18 protein-coding genes and 1 pseudogene are annotated in these 16,324 nt (G+C 37.6%); 8 read left to right on the top strand and 11 right to left on the bottom strand.

All coding sequences use genetic code 11. The annotated features are described in order from the left end of the window. Nucleotides 1-17 precede the first annotated feature (17 nt). Both Mia14_RS01555 and Mia14_RS01550 read right to left on the bottom strand, forming a co-directional pair. Nucleotides 18-620, bottom strand: coding sequence for a cytidylate kinase-like family protein (locus Mia14_RS01555; protein WP_088819806.1), 603 nt, complete (start codon nucleotides 618-620; stop codon nucleotides 18-20). A 4-nt stretch (nucleotides 621-624) separates the two neighbouring features. After that, nucleotides 625-1,929 (bottom strand): coproporphyrinogen-III oxidase family protein, encoded by a 1,305-nt coding sequence (locus Mia14_RS01550; protein ID WP_088819805.1) that lies wholly within the window; start codon nucleotides 1,927-1,929, stop codon nucleotides 625-627. A gap of 82 nt (nucleotides 1,930-2,011) precedes the next feature. Between Mia14_RS01550 and Mia14_RS01545 the strand changes: the two genes are divergently transcribed. From Mia14_RS01545 to Mia14_RS01535, 3 genes are all read left to right on the top strand, one after another. Beyond that, on the top strand, nucleotides 2,012-2,746 hold the full coding sequence (locus tag Mia14_RS01545; RefSeq protein ID WP_088819804.1) for a TrmB family transcriptional regulator: 735 nt from the start codon (nucleotides 2,012-2,014) through the stop codon (nucleotides 2,744-2,746). 193 nt (nucleotides 2,747-2,939) lie between these two features. Next, entirely contained in the window at nucleotides 2,940-3,578 is a 639-nt protein-coding gene (locus Mia14_RS01540) for a hypothetical protein (RefSeq protein WP_124216871.1), read from the top strand. 140 nt (nucleotides 3,579-3,718) lie between these two features. Then, nucleotides 3,719-3,943, top strand: a complete 225-nt coding sequence (locus tag Mia14_RS01535) for a hypothetical protein (protein WP_088819802.1) — start codon at nucleotides 3,719-3,721, stop codon at nucleotides 3,941-3,943. 407 nt (nucleotides 3,944-4,350) lie between these two features. On the opposite strand, the gene Mia14_RS01530 is transcribed toward Mia14_RS01535, so the two are convergent. Continuing rightward, the gene (locus tag Mia14_RS01530; protein ID WP_198539388.1) at nucleotides 4,351-5,562 is read right to left on the bottom strand and encodes an RNA-guided endonuclease InsQ/TnpB family protein; all 1,212 of its coding nucleotides are present in this window, start codon (nucleotides 5,560-5,562) and stop codon (nucleotides 4,351-4,353) included. Between Mia14_RS01530 and Mia14_RS01525 the strand changes: the two genes are divergently transcribed. Beyond that, nucleotides 5,546-5,965: a transferase gene (locus Mia14_RS01525; protein WP_124216870.1), complete on the top strand. Its 420-nt coding sequence runs from the start codon at nucleotides 5,546-5,548 to the stop codon at nucleotides 5,963-5,965. The two genes, Mia14_RS01530 and Mia14_RS01525, sit on opposite strands and share 17 nt — an antisense overlap. Before the next feature lie 66 nt (nucleotides 5,966-6,031). Here Mia14_RS01525 and Mia14_RS01520 read toward each other — a convergent pair. The 3 genes and pseudogenes from Mia14_RS01520 to Mia14_RS01515 all read right to left on the bottom strand — a co-directional run. Next, nucleotides 6,032-6,610 (bottom strand): annotated as a pseudogene (locus Mia14_RS01520) (nucleotidyl transferase AbiEii/AbiGii toxin family protein); the annotation flags it as partial. Nucleotides 6,611-6,622: 12 nt separating this feature from the next. Beyond that, a complete protein-coding gene (locus tag Mia14_RS05130; RefSeq protein WP_157891425.1) occupies nucleotides 6,623-6,793 on the bottom strand; it encodes a nucleotidyl transferase AbiEii/AbiGii toxin family protein in 171 nt (56 codons plus the stop codon). A 16-nt stretch (nucleotides 6,794-6,809) separates the two neighbouring features. Next, complete coding sequence (locus Mia14_RS01515; RefSeq protein WP_088819798.1) at nucleotides 6,810-7,484, bottom strand: type IV toxin-antitoxin system AbiEi family antitoxin domain-containing protein; 675 nt, start codon at nucleotides 7,482-7,484, stop codon at nucleotides 6,810-6,812. Nucleotides 7,485-7,644: 160 nt separating this feature from the next. Between Mia14_RS01515 and Mia14_RS05125 the strand changes: the two genes are divergently transcribed. Then, on the top strand, nucleotides 7,645-7,821 hold the full coding sequence (locus Mia14_RS05125; protein WP_157891424.1) for a P-loop NTPase family protein: 177 nt from the start codon (nucleotides 7,645-7,647) through the stop codon (nucleotides 7,819-7,821). Between the two features lie 121 nt (nucleotides 7,822-7,942). Here Mia14_RS05125 and Mia14_RS01500 read toward each other — a convergent pair whose 3' ends face one another. Together Mia14_RS01500 and Mia14_RS01495 are read right to left on the bottom strand one after the other, a co-directional pair. Further along, entirely contained in the window at nucleotides 7,943-9,445 is a 1,503-nt protein-coding gene (locus tag Mia14_RS01500; RefSeq protein ID WP_232780226.1) for a YeeE/YedE thiosulfate transporter family protein, read from the bottom strand. Nucleotides 9,446-9,590: 145 nt separating this feature from the next. Then, the gene (locus tag Mia14_RS01495; RefSeq protein WP_088819796.1) at nucleotides 9,591-10,118 is read right to left on the bottom strand and encodes a class IV adenylate cyclase; all 528 of its coding nucleotides are present in this window, start codon (nucleotides 10,116-10,118) and stop codon (nucleotides 9,591-9,593) included. Between the two features lie 125 nt (nucleotides 10,119-10,243). On the opposite strand from Mia14_RS01495, the gene Mia14_RS01490 reads away from it, so the two are divergent. Next, a complete protein-coding gene (locus tag Mia14_RS01490) occupies nucleotides 10,244-10,699 on the top strand; it encodes an HIT family protein (protein ID WP_088819795.1) in 456 nt (151 codons plus the stop codon). A 31-nt stretch (nucleotides 10,700-10,730) separates the two neighbouring features. Here the strand turns inward: Mia14_RS01490 and Mia14_RS01485 are convergent, their stop codons facing one another. Both Mia14_RS01485 and Mia14_RS01480 read right to left on the bottom strand, forming a co-directional pair. Continuing rightward, nucleotides 10,731-11,597, bottom strand: coding sequence for a class I SAM-dependent methyltransferase (locus Mia14_RS01485; RefSeq protein ID WP_088819794.1), 867 nt, complete (start codon nucleotides 11,595-11,597; stop codon nucleotides 10,731-10,733). Nucleotides 11,598-11,615: 18 nt separating this feature from the next. Further along, complete coding sequence (locus Mia14_RS01480; RefSeq protein WP_088819793.1) at nucleotides 11,616-13,370, bottom strand: glycoside hydrolase family 15 protein; 1,755 nt, start codon at nucleotides 13,368-13,370, stop codon at nucleotides 11,616-11,618. A gap of 99 nt (nucleotides 13,371-13,469) precedes the next feature. Between Mia14_RS01480 and Mia14_RS01475 the strand changes: the two genes are divergently transcribed. Further along, the gene (locus tag Mia14_RS01475; protein ID WP_198539386.1) at nucleotides 13,470-14,063 is read left to right on the top strand and encodes a cyclase family protein; all 594 of its coding nucleotides are present in this window, start codon (nucleotides 13,470-13,472) and stop codon (nucleotides 14,061-14,063) included. A gap of 47 nt (nucleotides 14,064-14,110) precedes the next feature. Here Mia14_RS01475 and Mia14_RS01470 read toward each other — a convergent pair whose 3' ends face one another. Beyond that, a complete protein-coding gene (locus Mia14_RS01470) occupies nucleotides 14,111-15,001 on the bottom strand; it encodes a dihydrodipicolinate synthase family protein (RefSeq protein WP_088819791.1) in 891 nt (296 codons plus the stop codon). Nucleotides 15,002-15,128: 127 nt separating this feature from the next. Between Mia14_RS01470 and Mia14_RS01465 the strand changes: the two genes are divergently transcribed. Next, nucleotides 15,129-16,319 (top strand): mandelate racemase/muconate lactonizing enzyme family protein, encoded by a 1,191-nt coding sequence (locus tag Mia14_RS01465; RefSeq protein WP_088819790.1) that lies wholly within the window; start codon nucleotides 15,129-15,131, stop codon nucleotides 16,317-16,319. Nucleotides 16,320-16,324 lie beyond the last annotated feature (5 nt).

Genomic DNA, 16,324 nt, shown 5'->3' with positions numbered 1-16,324 from the left:
TCGCTTTCATCCCACCGCTAAAGCGTGTGGGATTTCCCGCTCACTTTGTTAATCCCTATAACATTTATTATTTCTCCAATTACCTCTTTTCTGCTCTTGCCATCTGTCGATATTATAGAATCAAATACCTTTAGGTCCATCTTTATGTCAAATCCATATACCTTTTTGAAAAGCCTCCTAGTTTCCTTATCTTTTATCCTTACTGCGTTCAGTGCGCTTTCATAGGAAATGCCATCCCTGGCAGCTACGCGCTTCGCTCTTGTTGTAATGTCTGCCTTCAAATAAATTTTGATGCCTTTTCTGGCTATCCATGGAAGGCTCCAGCTGTCTATCACCACATTGCCCTTCTCTGCCTCTCGCAGGATTATCCTGTCTGATATTACATCTGGAGGCACCTTTTCGTTTAGCCTGTCCATAAACATTTTCATCCCTTCCCTGCTCTCCCAAAATCCTTCATTATGGGTTGTATGCTTTGTGTCAACTTCTTTCTTTTCGATAATGTTCCTTAGTATGCTTGAGGGGTGAACTACCCTAAGCTTAAGGGTTTTGCCAACTTCATTTGCGGAAGTTGATTTCCCTGAACCTGAAAACCCAAATATTATTATTGTCTTGTCATACATTATCTCACACAGTTGCCCTGTAAGGACCTTCCAGTGCCTCAACTCTGCTTGAGAATAACTGCCTTGCTATCAAATCCCTAAATAGCAGACCTTTCGCAGTCAATTTCAATTTGCTACCTGCTTCATAAGCGCAGCCTGTTGAGATCATCTCTGAATATACCTCCTTGAATACAGTACTGAATTCGGCTCCAAACAGGTTGGAAAACTTATGCAGATCCAGCGATTCTATATTTCCTATTGCATATCTTCTCATCCTTTCGTCTCCTGATAAGAAAATGCCTGTTTCTACCGCAAAACTGCCAGAATTTATCTTGTTCATATACCTGGAGATTGCCCCCTTTCCATCTAACACTTCAAATGGATTTCTATAATGGATATTCTGCGCATAGCTCCTGGCGCCAGCCCCTAATCCTATAAGGCTTGCACCTCTGAATACGGTATCCTCCTGCAAATATCCTCCCTCTGGAAGCTTCGAATACCTATTATGGCAGGACTGAAAATACCCTTTTTCCAGGAATTTCTTGCGGGCAATTTCGTAGCATTCATACTTCTCCCTGTTTCCCATCAGGCCCTTCGGATGCCTTTTTCCTATCATTGTGCTTGGAATGACTCCAAGCGCATATACCTCTACAGTGTCAGGATCAAGCTCAATCATCGTATCCAATGAATCTGAAAACGTCTTTTCTGTCTGGTCCTCTATGCCTATCATCAGGTCGCAGACGACATTTCTGAAGCGGAGCTCCTTAAGGGTCTTTACCGCATTTGATGATACTTGGCCATCATTGTGCCTGCCTGCCACCCCAATCTCCTTATCCACAAATGATTCAACACCTATGCTCACGCGGTTTATCCCAAGATCTTTGAACTCCTTGAATTTTTCATATTCCACAGATTCCGGTGTAGCCTCTATGCTCACTTCCTTGGCATTGTTTAGTATGCCCTCATTGGCCGCCTTTAGTGCATCAATGATTTCGCCAAGTTCGTTTGGCTGTAGAAGAGAAGGAGTCCCGCCACCAATATTAACTGATATTACTTTCTTGTCTCCTATAATCTCTTCATACATTTTAATTTCCTTTATAAGTGCCGATATGTACTCCTTTCTAAGGGTCTCTGAATTCAATGTTTTAAGATATCCGCAAAAAGTGCAGAGCTGACTGCAGAACGGTATATGCAAGTACACATTAATCTCATCTGTGAATTTCAGCTGTGCGACTGAGAATCCATCTAGCTTTTTGTAGCACCTCGCCGTAGGGTATGCGTATACTTCTGGCTGGAATTCATAGTCATTTATTTTCTCGTTTAATTTCACTTACCCACCAATATACATTATTATATCTATTCTCATATAATACAATGTGCTCTCTAATTAAAGAGAGCAATATAGTGATTTTTTGGATGAAGAGCAAATGCTTACAGAACTTGGGTTCACAAATGCAGAGAGCAAGGTTTATACAGTCCTTTTGAGGTTTGGTGATTCGAAAACGGGGCTAATAATGGAACGCTCCGGTCTTTATAGCTCTGTGGTTTACAATAGCCTCAAGCACTTGATGGAAGAGGGTTTTGTTACCTTTTACACAAAGGGCAGGATAAAGTACTTTTCCGCGGTGGATCCCTCAAGAATAGTTGATGCGGAGAAGGAAAAGCTAGAGCTTGCAGAAGCTATGGCAGAGAGGCTTTCTCTTATTAAGAAGGCTACGGAGAAACGCAGTAGTGTCTTTATATTTGAAGGTAGAAAAGCGGCCAGGACAATATTCAATGATATTTTAGGCACGCTTAGAAAAGGAGATGAACAACTTGTAATTGGTGTCTCTGATACTGGTAGTGGAATGGGGGATTTTATACGGAGATGGGAAGAAAAAAGAGTGAAGAGGGGAATAAGAAAAAGGGTTCTTGTGTCAAATAGATCCTCTGAATGGGTTTCTTATTATAGCATCCAAAGATTAGTCGAGATAAGAACAATCCCTAACTCAATTTATATAAACATGAGCATAAACGTATATGGCAATAAAGTAGTTCTGATATTATGGGCTAGGGAACCAACTTACATACTAATAGAGGGAGAGGAAGTTTCTAAAAATTTCAAGAGTTACTTTGAAATGCTGTGGAAGAAAAGCAAGAAGCTTTGAAATCTAATCCAGCTGTAGTATTTTTGGCCTTTCTCATTAATGGTTTAAAATAATTCAAGCTTTTTTATTGATTATGCCAAGAATACTGATTTTGATTAATTGAAAGTAATGTTTGACAATAAAAAAACAGTATATTAGAGGTTATACAAAAGCAATTTATATATTTTTATCGTATCGATGAGCAGTGGATAGGATGGATGTTGATATCGTTGACAATAACCGTTTTGGCAGTAAACGGATGATGATTCCGTACAAAGCTGAGAGTAATAAATTCATGACAATTGATGATGCAACACATAAATTGGAAAACCTTTATATTAACAGTATAGTTATGAAGTATGGCGAGTATAGAGAAAGCATACTTTCAAACAGAAATAAATTGAATATTGCATTTGCAAACGATAATGGCATTTTGGAGGCTGAGGATAACTTAAGAATGCATGCTGATACTTTAGAAGCTGATAAATTTATAAAGAGATTTAAAGACTTTGAGGAAGCACTGGTTAGGGACAGGCTTGAGATAATAGCTTGTAATAGGGAGATAGAGAATGCAAAAACCAATATAAACGGGCTTGCAGTATATTTTGCAAATGCTGTTTACTACAATTATACTAAAATAATGCCAAACGAAAAAGATGATATGGTAATTGACGTTGTGAACAGGCTTTCTATGGGAGAAGGGATTCAAGATGATGTGCGGAGGGAATTTACTGAATCTATATTGGACGAGATAACAATCAGAATGAAAGAAAACAGCCATTTATACAAAACGATAAACGAGATTAGAGGACAGAATATGCATTACTTTATGGATAAGCTAAGAAAGGGCTAATTTATTGTTTTGGTTGTGCTTTCTGTTTTGCGGTTAATTATTTTACTTTTACCAAATTGTTTAATATATTCGGTTTGGTCAAGCTAAAATATCGAAAGATTATTATTTTTCAATCAACCTGATTAAATGGAGTGGTTAAAATGTTCAGTAAACTCAAACATGATTCAAAAGATAAACCTTTGGATAATGAGGAACTTTATTTTGAATATAAGTCTTCAGATGGAACTATACGGAAATATCGTATAATATCCGAAAGGGATGAGAATAAGATTATACAAAAGGGCATTAAAATGCTAAAAAGACAGTCTAGGGAAGAGATTGAAAAAGGAGAAGATGATAATACCCTTAGGAAAGATGATAAGTAAGCATGACTATTTTGATATTGCTTATAGGAAAGTTTTATTTATAAAAGATTGAGAGATTTTCATAGTTTATTTTGGAAATTGTGAGTAACACAAAAGATGTAATACCCATAAATTTGGATAATTTTGGCATAATCAAAAGCAATAAAGCTAATTTGCTGCGATAAATACAGCTTAAGTCAGAAGATGTTTTAATTTGGGAATTGATGGAACAGAGCCACTTATAGAAGAAAAATTTTTATATATATTATCTCACTATTAACTGGTAAAATGGTTGCAGAAGGAAAAATACCAATAAAAGGCAAAATAAAACTTGATGGCAAAGCTCTTCCAGATGCAAAGATATATCTTCACGTGACATCCTCCCACCTGTAAACAGTGTGGGCTTCCAGGGTGGTTATAATTTGTCATCATGATGCCACCTGTATAGTTCCTGCTTCATAGGCAACTGCCTCCCCTGCGGAAGGTCTTATGTCGTCTCTGCAGGCTTGACTTCCCGAATGCCCTTCGGTAGTTGGACTGATGGAGTCCAAAGCTCTCTTTAGTATATTTTGTGCCGCATTCACATCCCTGTCCATTGACATCCCGCACTTTTCACAGACGAATATCCTTTGGGATATTGACATGCTTTGCACATTGCCACATTTGCTGCATGTCATTGATGTATATTGAGGATTCACTTTCATTGCCACGCAACCAGCGCTTTCAGCCTTGTATTGCAGCAATTGTGTGAAATTTCCCCAAGAAGATTCACTTATCGATTTTGCGTATCTGTGGTTCTTCACCATATTGTTTATCTCTAAATCTTCGTACGCGATGAATGAATAAGAATTCACCAGTTCATTTGAAATCTTGTGGATGCAATCCAATCTTATCCTTGAAATGTGCTCTGAGTATCTTGCAAATCTTGCCACTGCCTTTCTTCTGTTGGATGATCCCTTCTCCTTCCTCGATATGTTTTGTTGAAGGACTCTTGAATGTTTCCTCTGGTGTTTTGTTATCTTTGCGTTTTGGAGTATTGTATTGTCCGAAAGCGCGACATATTGCATTATTCCTAAATCAATACCAATCTTCGGTTTACCGTTTGAAATGAATGGCTTGTCCTCCTTTTCAACAGCAATCGTGATGTACCATTCCTGTGATTTTGTCTTCTTTATATTTAATGTTTTTATTCCTCCTTCAATATTTCTGTGGTTCACGAAATTTATCCTTCCTATTTTTGAAAGTTCAACCTTCTTCTTCTCTATCTTGAAGCCATTGGTTTGAGGATATGTCAAAGATGATACGAACTTCTTGTATCTTGGAAATCCCGCCTTTACCTTCTTTCCTTGCTTCTTCTCCTTGCACCTCAAGAAGAAATGTTTGTATGCATCTGACACTCTTTTTGAGATATTCTGAAGAACCTGGGAATGGATTTCCGCAAATTCCGGTTTTTCCTTCTTTAATTTGGTTATCCAACCGTTCATCCTGAATTCCGTTAAGGTTTTTCCTGTCTCCTTGTAATATGACTTTGACTTTTCAAGAAGCAGGTTGTATAGTTCCTTTGAAAGATACATCTGTCTATTCAGAGTTCCCTTCTGTTCCTTTGAAGGATATGCACGATATTTGTATGCAGTTTTCATACAAAACATGTATATTTTATTATCTGTATTTATACATGTTGTGGTGGCTTATATCCCACCGCTGAAGCGTGTGGGTTTTACGCCAAATTTGATAAAGGGGTATGCTAGAGCAAGAGTCACGCATATAGATATAGAGGATCCTGCATTAGGGAAAGCAATTCTGCCAAGGCACAGTGATTATCCTGAAGTGGACTGGGAAAATGGCAAAGTAACCATACAATTCAAGGGCCATATTTTGTATTTGACGAGTGTTATTCTTGGTAAAATTGTTAAACTAAAAGGAAACCTTTATGTTGGAGGAAAAGGCAAAGGGATATTTTTGGGATTTCATAAGGAGCAGCTTGTAGAATTAGAAAAATATGGATGCAAGCTTGGGATTTGCCCTAAAAAACTTGAAAGATAAATCTTTTCATAATCCTTTTATAGGCAATCTGTTTGTAAAACTACATAGTTAACGTATGCATCTATATCAAAGGCTGAGCAGCTTAAAAATATGCAATATATCACCCGATATTTTATCGTAGTTATAAGCCTTATAGTTGCTCAATAAGGGCTCTAGCTCGCTCCATTTGTTTTTCAATCCTTTAACTCTTTTTTCAAATAGGTTAAACGAATAATCCTCAGGCTTATTATCAGATAACTGCTTTTTGCATTTCATATAAACGTACTTCATATTGATTTTTACATTCTTGACAAAAACCAAGTAATATAGGCAGTATAAATCACGGGCTTTCTCTCTTGACAATATTGCTGAAACTTTCTCAGCTACAATTTCTTTATGGTTCATTACAGGTATCCTGATAATAGAATCGTTGTAATTCAGAATGCGCTCTTCAGAATCCAAAAAGTGATTGTCTATACTGCAATCGATGGTGAAATCAATTACCTTATCATATTCATCCGAAGAAATCTTTATGTAGTGCCTTACAAAAGATTTATTTACATTTCTTTCGTTCTCCCAATCATTGAATATAATATATTTACCGGAATTTGCAAAATTTTCTATTGCTTCATTTATATTAGATAAGCTATCTCTGTTTAATATATCAAAATCAAGGTCTTAGGAAAATCTACCTGAATTATAGAATAGGTCCAATGCAGTTCCTCCTTTGAAGATTATTGAATTATTTTTGTATTTAAATATCGAATAAAGAAAGGTTAACTGTATTTTTCTTTTTATTATTTGCTCTTCAGAGAACCATTCCTTGAAATAATCATTATCTACTTCCATTGCTTCCACCTTTTTATTACGCCTGCTTTTTGTGTCTAATAATAGAGTTATTTGATAGATTTTTCACATATCTCCTGTCTGCTATTCTTTTAACGAAATGCCCATCTAACCTTGCTTCTAAAATAGTATATTCTCTTTCCCGGATCCTTTCGCTCTTTATTCTTTTTATATACTCTTGGATTTTATTTATGTCTAAAATCCCTTTATCAATAGCTTCTTTTAGCTCCTCATCGTAAAATAGAGATTTGTGGTAATATATATCATCTATAAAAAGTTTTTCTGGTTCTGCCAGATATACACCATTGTATTTATGGTAACCATAGATTATCCGCTTATCGACTTTTATGAATTTTACTTTATAATTATCAATTATCTTTATTGGCTTGTGGTAAGTTGGCGAGAACACGTAAATTATATTTGGGATTTGCGTAGTTATATTGTATATATGGGCCGCACTTATCAATGTTATATATGAACTCTTAGTTATCCTTGAAGCAATTACATATGGAGATGTGCTAATGATATAATATTTTCCTCTTTCTATCTTTCCTATTATTTTTTTCTTAACTAAACCGAATAAATAAACTTTTGTATAATCTCCGCTTTTGCCTGTAAGGTTTGATATATCCTCAGTAGTAAATACCGGATGATCTAACTCTTTTAATTTTTTAATCATTTCTTTATAATTCATTAAATCATTAATATTAGTTTAGGTTATATATTTATAACCTTTGATAATACTTAATTTAACTTTATTAGAAGGTAAAATGAGAACATTACATAATATTTGTGTATTAAGGCAATTGCATTTTTAAAAATCTAAGGCTTTTACAGTAAGATTGATCCTTTGGGTGGACAATACAATTGAGATTAAGGATTCAAAAAAGACTTACAATATACAGGGCAAGAAAACAATAGCGCTAGCATGGGTAAACCCCAATATAAAGAAAGGTGGGGTGTTCGACATTCTTGGCCCAAATGGATCTGGAAATACCCCTCTTGTCAGAGTAATAGCAGCGCCTTTATAATTTCTGAATTTATCCAAAACTTAAGTTAAGACTTTTGCATATTAATGAGATTTGATTAATGAAAACGAAAATCAGTAACAAGCAGAAATATTAAAGAAAAATAAAAACAACAAATGCTAGCTCAACTGCCATTCTCTTCATTTCCTTCAAATGAATAATTGTTGTATTTGGTCTTTAGCCACGCTGCAGTCATTACTATTATTACTATGGCAACAAATCCTGTTATAGCAACCGCATTTGCATTTGGATTATACCCATTGTATGACCCCGATGCTAATGCTGCAGTTAACACCAATATTATTGCTGCAGATACTACAAAGATCTTTAACCCCTTTTCGTTCTTTATTTTTGGTTCTATCTTTCTTCTCTGCTCCATAGACATTAATCCTCCATCTGTCCCTAACAGTTTATTTCCGTGCCTTTTGTATATTAAGAATGCGGTCAACAGCAATGATATCATTACAAATACAAAGAATTCAACACTGCTGACAGCCATCTGAAGATCTCCGCTTAATATATGGCCACTTGCACAACCATCTGCCATTCTAGCTCCAAGAAGCATCAGGTATGCACCGAAAAATACCCCTACGGATCTCTTTATCTGGCTATTCCCAAATCTCTCTCTCCATGATGGAGGTATCACATTGTTGAAAGATTGGAATCGCCTTGTAAGAAATACCGATGCCAAGAATGCACCGAACAATGTTCCTATATCACTGAATGGCTCCCAACCTACTGTATTTACTACCGTTGAACTATATTTCCAATAAGTTGCTGGAAGCCAAAGTTCCGCAACTATCCATGAATAAGTTGTTGATTCGCCAAATATCTGGTGAAAAAACATTCCAAGCACAACCATCAGTCCAATAATTATCCCAACCGACAACATTACTACTCCAAATAACTTGGAAGATACAGTCCAATGATAGTTAACCTTTTCAGGCAAATTATCCTTGCCAAGAGGCATTGATGAGCCCTCCCTTAGAGTATTTGTCGTTTCTATATATTGATTTTGCTCTTCTGGTGTGAGCTTATAATCCTTATGCGTTGATACATATGCACAGCTTTTCCCTTTTTTATATCTTGGAAGTGTATAAGCTATTCCAAACATTATTACTGCCCAAATTATGGCTAACATAAAACCGATGCCTAAGTTAGTGTCTGCCTGCCCGCCAAAATAGATCTGCCCAAAATTAAGGTAAGTTACAAGCCAATGGCCAAAACTTGTCTGATATATGAGAGTCCAGCTTGCTGCACCTAAAAGTCCCCCTAAAACAGCATATATTGCATCACGCCTGCCTTCTCCTAATGCCATCCATACAGTACCTGGCACATATCCAGATATTGCAATTCCTATTCCAAAGATTATTCCGCCTAATCCAACACCAACTATATAATCAGGCTTTATGCCCCAGTGAAAAGCAACACCTGCCGCGGCAAGACCATAAAGTGCAAGAGCGCCTGTGCCTATTGCAATAGCAATACATCCTACAAAAAGCCTATCCTGCCATTTTCCAAGCCTTAATAGCACTTCGGGATTAGATATTCCCCATGCTTCAGCCAAACCGCCAATAACTGCACCTATGATAATACCAATCCATATTGGAGATGTTACTTCTATCACTAGATCATCTTTTAAATACTATGAATCTATCTACAATAGCATTTATAAGCATATACCTTTTTTTACATATATACAGGTCAGTTTAGTTTAATAAATTTTGTTTCTATTGGTCTCTTTTTAGTTAGGTAGATAAATATTTTGACGTTTAGAACTTTAGAATCTTAAAATCATTGAGGTCCATTCCATACATAGAGTATACTTTTTCCCAACCTATATTTCCTATGGCCTTGCCTTTGATTCCAAGCTTCTTTATAGTTTCCATCACTTTTTCCTCAGAATCTGCCTCTATCTCCATCAATGGAGGAAGCTTTGGCCATTGGTCTATTGAAATTTCTACTCCTTCCAAATTGTAAAGCGAACGCTTGCTTTCTTGGTATAATAGATTGGGCAATGCCGCAGAAAGGATCTTCGCAGCTGCATTGAAGTCTTCAACTCCCGTTTCTATCTCTTCGGTATTCGCAAGAGTGCCGCCTTTTCTGTCCTTGTATGTAATGGTTGACTTATTGCCATCTGTCCTTAACCTTATGAACTTGTCTTCGCCCTCATTTGACCCAAGATCAAATATGTATCTTCTATAGAATTTGTCGCCTTTAAATTCTGCACCTAACCTATTCAAGGCTTCCCTTGCCTCGCTCTCATTTATATCATCTATCTTTGTCTCTATTTCTATCACAAAATCACTATTTTACTTTAAAATTAAATCACTATTTTACTTTAAAATTATAGTAAACTAATATATTATTAATTTTATAGCAATGTTTAAAATATCTGATTTTGTAATATTTCATTGGTAATGTTATGGAGGACTGCACTTTTTGCAAAATCGTTTCAGGTAAGATACCCTCATTCAAGATTTATGACGATGGCAGGTATATGGCAATATTGGACAAATATCCAAACATTAAAGGCCAAGCCCTTGTCATAACCAAGGAGCATGTTGACAGTTATATTTTTGATATGGATGATAGTGCACTTTCAGATTTCATGATTACGGTAAAGAAAGTGGCAAAGCTTCTTGAAAAAGGATTAGGTGTTGAAAGGGTTCACCTTGTTTTTGAGGGAACTGAGATAAACCATCTGCATGCAAAACTTTATCCTGCAATTGGGATATCAAAGCATGAAAAGGCGATAGCAAACAATACGATAAATTTTGATAAGTATGAAGGTTATCTAAGCACTTTGCGTGGTGTTGAAGCAAGTGATGATGAACTGGAAGAGGAAATGAAAAGCATTATAGAAAATAATAAACAGTGATTTTGCATAGACCCTGAATGCTTCAGCTTCTTTATTTTATCGCGATAAGCCCTCTATAACCTTCAGTAACTCTACTGAAGCCTGCTGCTTGAAGCTTTCTTTTTGCACTCCTGTATATGCCCAGGTTACCTGTTCCTTTGGTCCCTATGAAATGGTAAAGCTTTCCATTGGGCTTGAGTATACGGCAAAGTTCAGAATAGAACGATTCCGAATATAGATACTCAAATTTATTGAAGTTTGGAGGGTCATGCAGTATCCCATCAAAACTCTTTTCTTTTGCCGCCTTTGCAAACTCAGATACATCCTCATTGTGCAAATCTATCGATTTATCCATAAATGCATCATTTGACCATGGATTAACTTTTGCTATCTCTATTGCTTCTGGGGATATTTCACAGGCAACTACTTTTTTAATGCTCTGATACTTCCTTAGCTGTATTGTTGAGTAGCCAAGCCCAAAGCATGTATCTAACACATTGCCTGATACCCCTTTTAGCATCTTTGCTTTCTCAAATGCCTCTTCTGTTGGCTTTGACACTCTTATCGCATGCATATAACTTCCATTAATGAACAAAGTGGGTGGATAATCCACCTTTGGCTCATAGAGCTTTAAAACTCCATATTGATCGCTGAAGCTGTATATCCAAATAAGTTGGTCATCATTTACCGTAAAACAGTCGTTAAGGGATCTTTTCTTCAAAAGCTTTTTGATTTCTGAAAGATCAATGCTTGAATTATACTCAGGAAATACCACTTTTTCGGCCACATGGTAAAATTTGGTTTTGGATATTCCGAGATTAAGGCTTATATCTCCTTCTTTAGCCCCTTCATTTACCTTTGCCATTATTTCATTCAAGTGGTACCCTGATAACACAGCAATTTTATCGTTTTTTGGCATATACGCACTTCATGGAAATTATTTCTTGCCGAATAATGCGGTAATTGAGTTTATCAATGCCACATGTGAATATGCCTGTGGGAAGTTGCCAAGGAGCTCTCCTGTCTTCATGTCTATGTCTTCAGAAAACAGCCCCATGTGATTCTGGAACGCAACTGCCCTATCAAACATCCTTATTGCTTCTTCTTTATTTCCAGTATAATATAAGGCATTTACAAGCCAGAATGAGCATGCGATAAAAGCGCTCTTTGGCATCCCAAATTCATCCCTGTCCTTATATCTCATTACAAATGGCCCGTTAGTTAATTCCTTTTTTATCGCATCTATTGTACTCAGCATCCTCTGATCCTTCCACCCGATAATTCCAAATGATGGCATAAGAAGCAGGCTTGCATCAAGGCTGCTTGAACTGTAATATTGGGTAAAAGCTTGCACTTTTTTATTCCATCCATATCTCATTATGCTTGCTTTTATCTTTTTCCTTTCCTTTGACCATCTTTCTATTACATCATTGTGGCCGAGCCTCCTGGCGATCTTTATCCCTCTGTCTACAGCAACCCAGCACATCACTTTTGAAAATGTATAATCCTTGCTAGTACCCCTGAATTCCCATATGCTGTGGTCCTTCTTCCTCCAATCATTGATTATAGTTTCTACAAAGCTGAATATGAGATCCCAGCTTATCTCTCCTATTCTAGGGCTTGCATTTTCCTTAAGGTAGAACAGATATATGGAATTGAGGAGTTCTCCTATAATATCAGTCTGGCGCTGCTGGTAAGCCTTGTTCCCTATCCTTACAGGCTTCGAATTTTCATAACCTCCCATATTATCCAATATGGATTCGCTTATGTATTCACCCCTGCTTACTTTGAACAAAACCTGCAGGCTCATCCCGTATTCTGCATAGATTGCGTTTAACCACTTTATGAAGCTGTAAGCTTGATCTATTAACCCAAGCTTTATAAGGGCTTCAACAGTGAATGAAGAGTCGCGTATCCATGAGTACCTATAATCCCAGTTCCTTACCGACCCTTTTATTTCTGGTATTGATGTAGTCCCTGCAGCTACTATGGCTCCGGTATCATCATATGTCAATAGGCGCAGCACCAATGCGGAGCGCACTTTCAGGGGCCTGTACTCCTTTCCACCTTTTATCCTTCTGGACCACCCTCTCCAATGGTTTATAGTGTTTTCCATCTCCTGCATTATGTATCTGATGTCCGTTGAATATTTTAGCTTGTTGTACGCAATCAATATGTAGCTGTTTTCAGGCAATTCTATTTCCGTGCCATTTAATATCTCCTTTAATCCTAAGTTTGAATATAAATACAACGATGTATTTTTGTATGAAAAAATTATCTTGTTGTTATCAATCTGTTTGCTTGGCACGTACCTATTGTATTCCATTTTGGGATCCACCAGTACCTTTATAATGGGCTTTCCGCGCTTTCTTACAATTACTCTATGAACCTCTGAATTCCTTAAGGTAACATATCCTTTGTTGTAATATGGGAAGTAGTCTATTACATCAAATTCGGTAGTGCTGTTGCTGAAGTTTGTCTTAATAACATTTGTATTCTCTATGTATTCCTGCTTTATCTCGTATTCCCCTACCGGAATTATTTTGAAGCTGCCTCCATTTTTATCATCAAGAAGCTTTGAGAATACCGATGGTGAATCAAATCTTGGCAGGCAAAGCCAATCAATAGATGTGTCCTTCTTTACAAGAGCAAGCGTCCTGCAATTTCCTATAACTCCATAATCCAAAACCAAGCTAATCCCTTTATATTCTTACTTATTTTTACAGAATAATTATTTAACTTTTGAATTTTTATAAGAAGTAGGATTAAAATGAAAATCTATGATATTTCGATGGTTATAGAAGAAGGCATGCTTGTATATCCAGGAGATCCTAAGCTGCACATCTACAAGCATACCGGCATCCCGAAAAGCAAGACCAATGTATCATTGATACATATCGGAAGCCATACAGGCACACATGTCGATGCTGAAAGGCATATAAAAAATGGAGGTAAAACAGCAGACATGATTCCGGTTGACACATTCTACGGCAAATGCAAGGTCCTTAATTTAACAAAATCTGGAAATTCAATAGGAGAGAAGGAGCTTAAAAAATTTAAGATAAACAAGGGAGACATAATACTTTTGAAGACAAATAATTCGCTTAAGCAATATGATACCTTTAGGAAGGATTTTGCACACCTTACAGAAGACGGGGCGAGGTACTTGATCTCCAAAAAGATTAAAACGCTTGGCATAGACTACATGAGCATAAAGAAATTCAATGCTGATGACATAGTGCATACGCTCACAATAGAGAATATGACTCTTTTTGAAGGTATTTACCTCAAAGGAGTGCCTGCAGGCACTTATACATTTGTTGGCCTGCCCCTAAAGATAAAATGCGATGGCGGGCCTGCAAGGGCAATATTGATCAAGAAATGAGGATGGATTTATAGGCGAATAATATATTCGTGATGTGAGCGGCAATTTCAAAGCAAGCCACTTAGCTTCTTTGATAGTAAGCTTGCCTCTTTTTTGCTTAAGTTACCAAAAAGTTCTGGCTCTTTTGCTATCTCGGTTCCCATTATTGTCTTATAGAACATCGCATTGTACACCGCAGGGAACTCATAGGGCTCAAGCATATGGTATATGCTTGACAGCTGCTTGTGCAACTTGATGCTTTTTGCAGGCTCTTTGCGGTTGTATGATTCGTACAACTTTTCGGCAATGTCGGTTAAATTAGTAGTCCCGCATACCCCCCCGGATGCACCAAGCTCAAGAGAAGGCAGCAAAAGATGGTCGTACCCCTGGAATACAAGAAAGTCATTGTCCGTATAATATATCAGCTTCTGGAACTGGTCAAAATCCGCATTAGTTGACTTTATCCCTATCAAATTGCTATTCTCCTCCGCAAGCTTGGCAACAGTTTCGGCTTCTATATTATTGCCGGTAAGTGATGGTATATTGTATATAAGAACTTCCGAATCAAGCTTGCTCAACAGCTCTGAATAATATGCGTGCATCTGCTTCTGGTCCTCTTTCATATAATAGGGTGTTACAGCAACAAGCTTATCCGCACCTAGTTCAATTGAATATTCCCCCATTGCCACTGTCTCGTCTATCGAATCTCTCCCGATTCCGACAAACGTTGCAAGATGCTCTTCTTTTGCATATTTGATATACTGCTTTATTACCTCCTTGTGCTCGTTCAGGCTTAGCATTGGGGCATTTCCGGTAGAGCCTGCAATGAATGCACCTTTTGCACCGCTTTTCTTAAGGAATTGCATCAGTGATTTTACTGCATCCAAATCTATTGAACCCTGCCTTAAAAGTGTAACCGTAGGCGTTACCATACCATATTTCCTGTGCTGATACAACATTTTATCCACCAATAAGCGCAATTTATGGAAAAGCAATGCTTGCTGCAATTTCCAATTTATTACAAATCTAGCTTAATTGAAAAATTATTTATAGTTTGGGTGCATAGCCAATAATAATGGTGGATTAATGAGCAAGATAAAAGATATCGATATAATGGAAGTGGGGGACATAGAGGAAGGCGAGAAATCCAGCCCATGGAGCTCAACAATAGTAGTATTGAGGATGACCACTTCTGATGGGATAGTTGGGTATGGAGAGGCACCAACTACCTTGATGACAAAACCAGTAATTGAGGAAGCAAGGGAGATGGCAAGGGTCTTGAAGGGAAAAGATCCGACCGAGATAGAGAAAAATTCCCTTGAAGTGTACAAGCACTCTTTCTATATGCCAGAGTCGATGGAGACAACCTCTGCATTTAGCGCAATTGAGATTGCCTCATGGGACATAATCGGAAAGACGTATGGGGTGCCCGTTTACAAGATGCTCGGAGGCAGGCTCAATGAAAAGATCAAGGCATACGCAAATGGATGGTACTCCGATTGTGTTTCAGCAGACAGCTTTGCAAAAAAGGCAAAGGAGGTATCGAAGGCAGGATTTAAGGCAATGAAGTTTGATCCATTCGGCGATGCTTATGATGAGATAGACAAGGAACATTTAGAGCACGCTGTTGATGTAATTGGAGCAGTGAAGGATGCAGCGAAAGGCTCTGACGTGCTGATAGAGTGCCATGGAAGATTCAATGCAAATTCCGCGATAAGAATGGCCAGGGCTATTGAGGGCTTGGAGCCTGCATTTGTAGAGGAACCTGTGCATTCTGACAATATAATGGGCTTGAAAAGGCTCAGAACCACTACGAATGTGCCTATAGCTCTTGGCGAAAGGGTAATGAACAAAAACCTGTTCCTTCCGTATTTGACCGATGATCTGGTCGATATAGTGCAGCCAGATATAACAAATTGCAGAGGGATTCTAGAGGGGAAGAAGATAGCGTCGATGGCTGAATCCTTTGGTGTTGAAGTTGCCTTCCATAATGCATTTGGACCGATACAGACAGCTGCATCTTTGAATGTAGACATCACTATACCAAATTTCTTTATGCAGGAGAGCTTTGAGCATTTCTGGCCTGAATGGAAGAAGAAATTGGTAAAAGGCGGATACAAGCTGGAAGACGGAATGTTCACGATAAGTGGAAAGCCAGGGTTGGGGATAGATGTAAATGAACGTATATTGGAAGAGTACAAGGTTGACGGCATGGAACCCTTCAATCCCAATGAGCCTTCATGGGCCGTAAAAGGGACCTGGAAGCCGCCAAAATAAAATGA

Origin of the sequence: Candidatus Mancarchaeum acidiphilum (assembly GCF_002214165.1) — an archaeon.
In the GTDB taxonomy this organism is placed as follows: Archaea; Micrarchaeota; Micrarchaeia; order Micrarchaeales; family Micrarchaeaceae; genus Mancarchaeum; species Mancarchaeum acidiphilum.
Note: the sequence above shows the minus strand (reverse complement) of the source record. Positions and strands in the feature narration are given on the sequence as shown.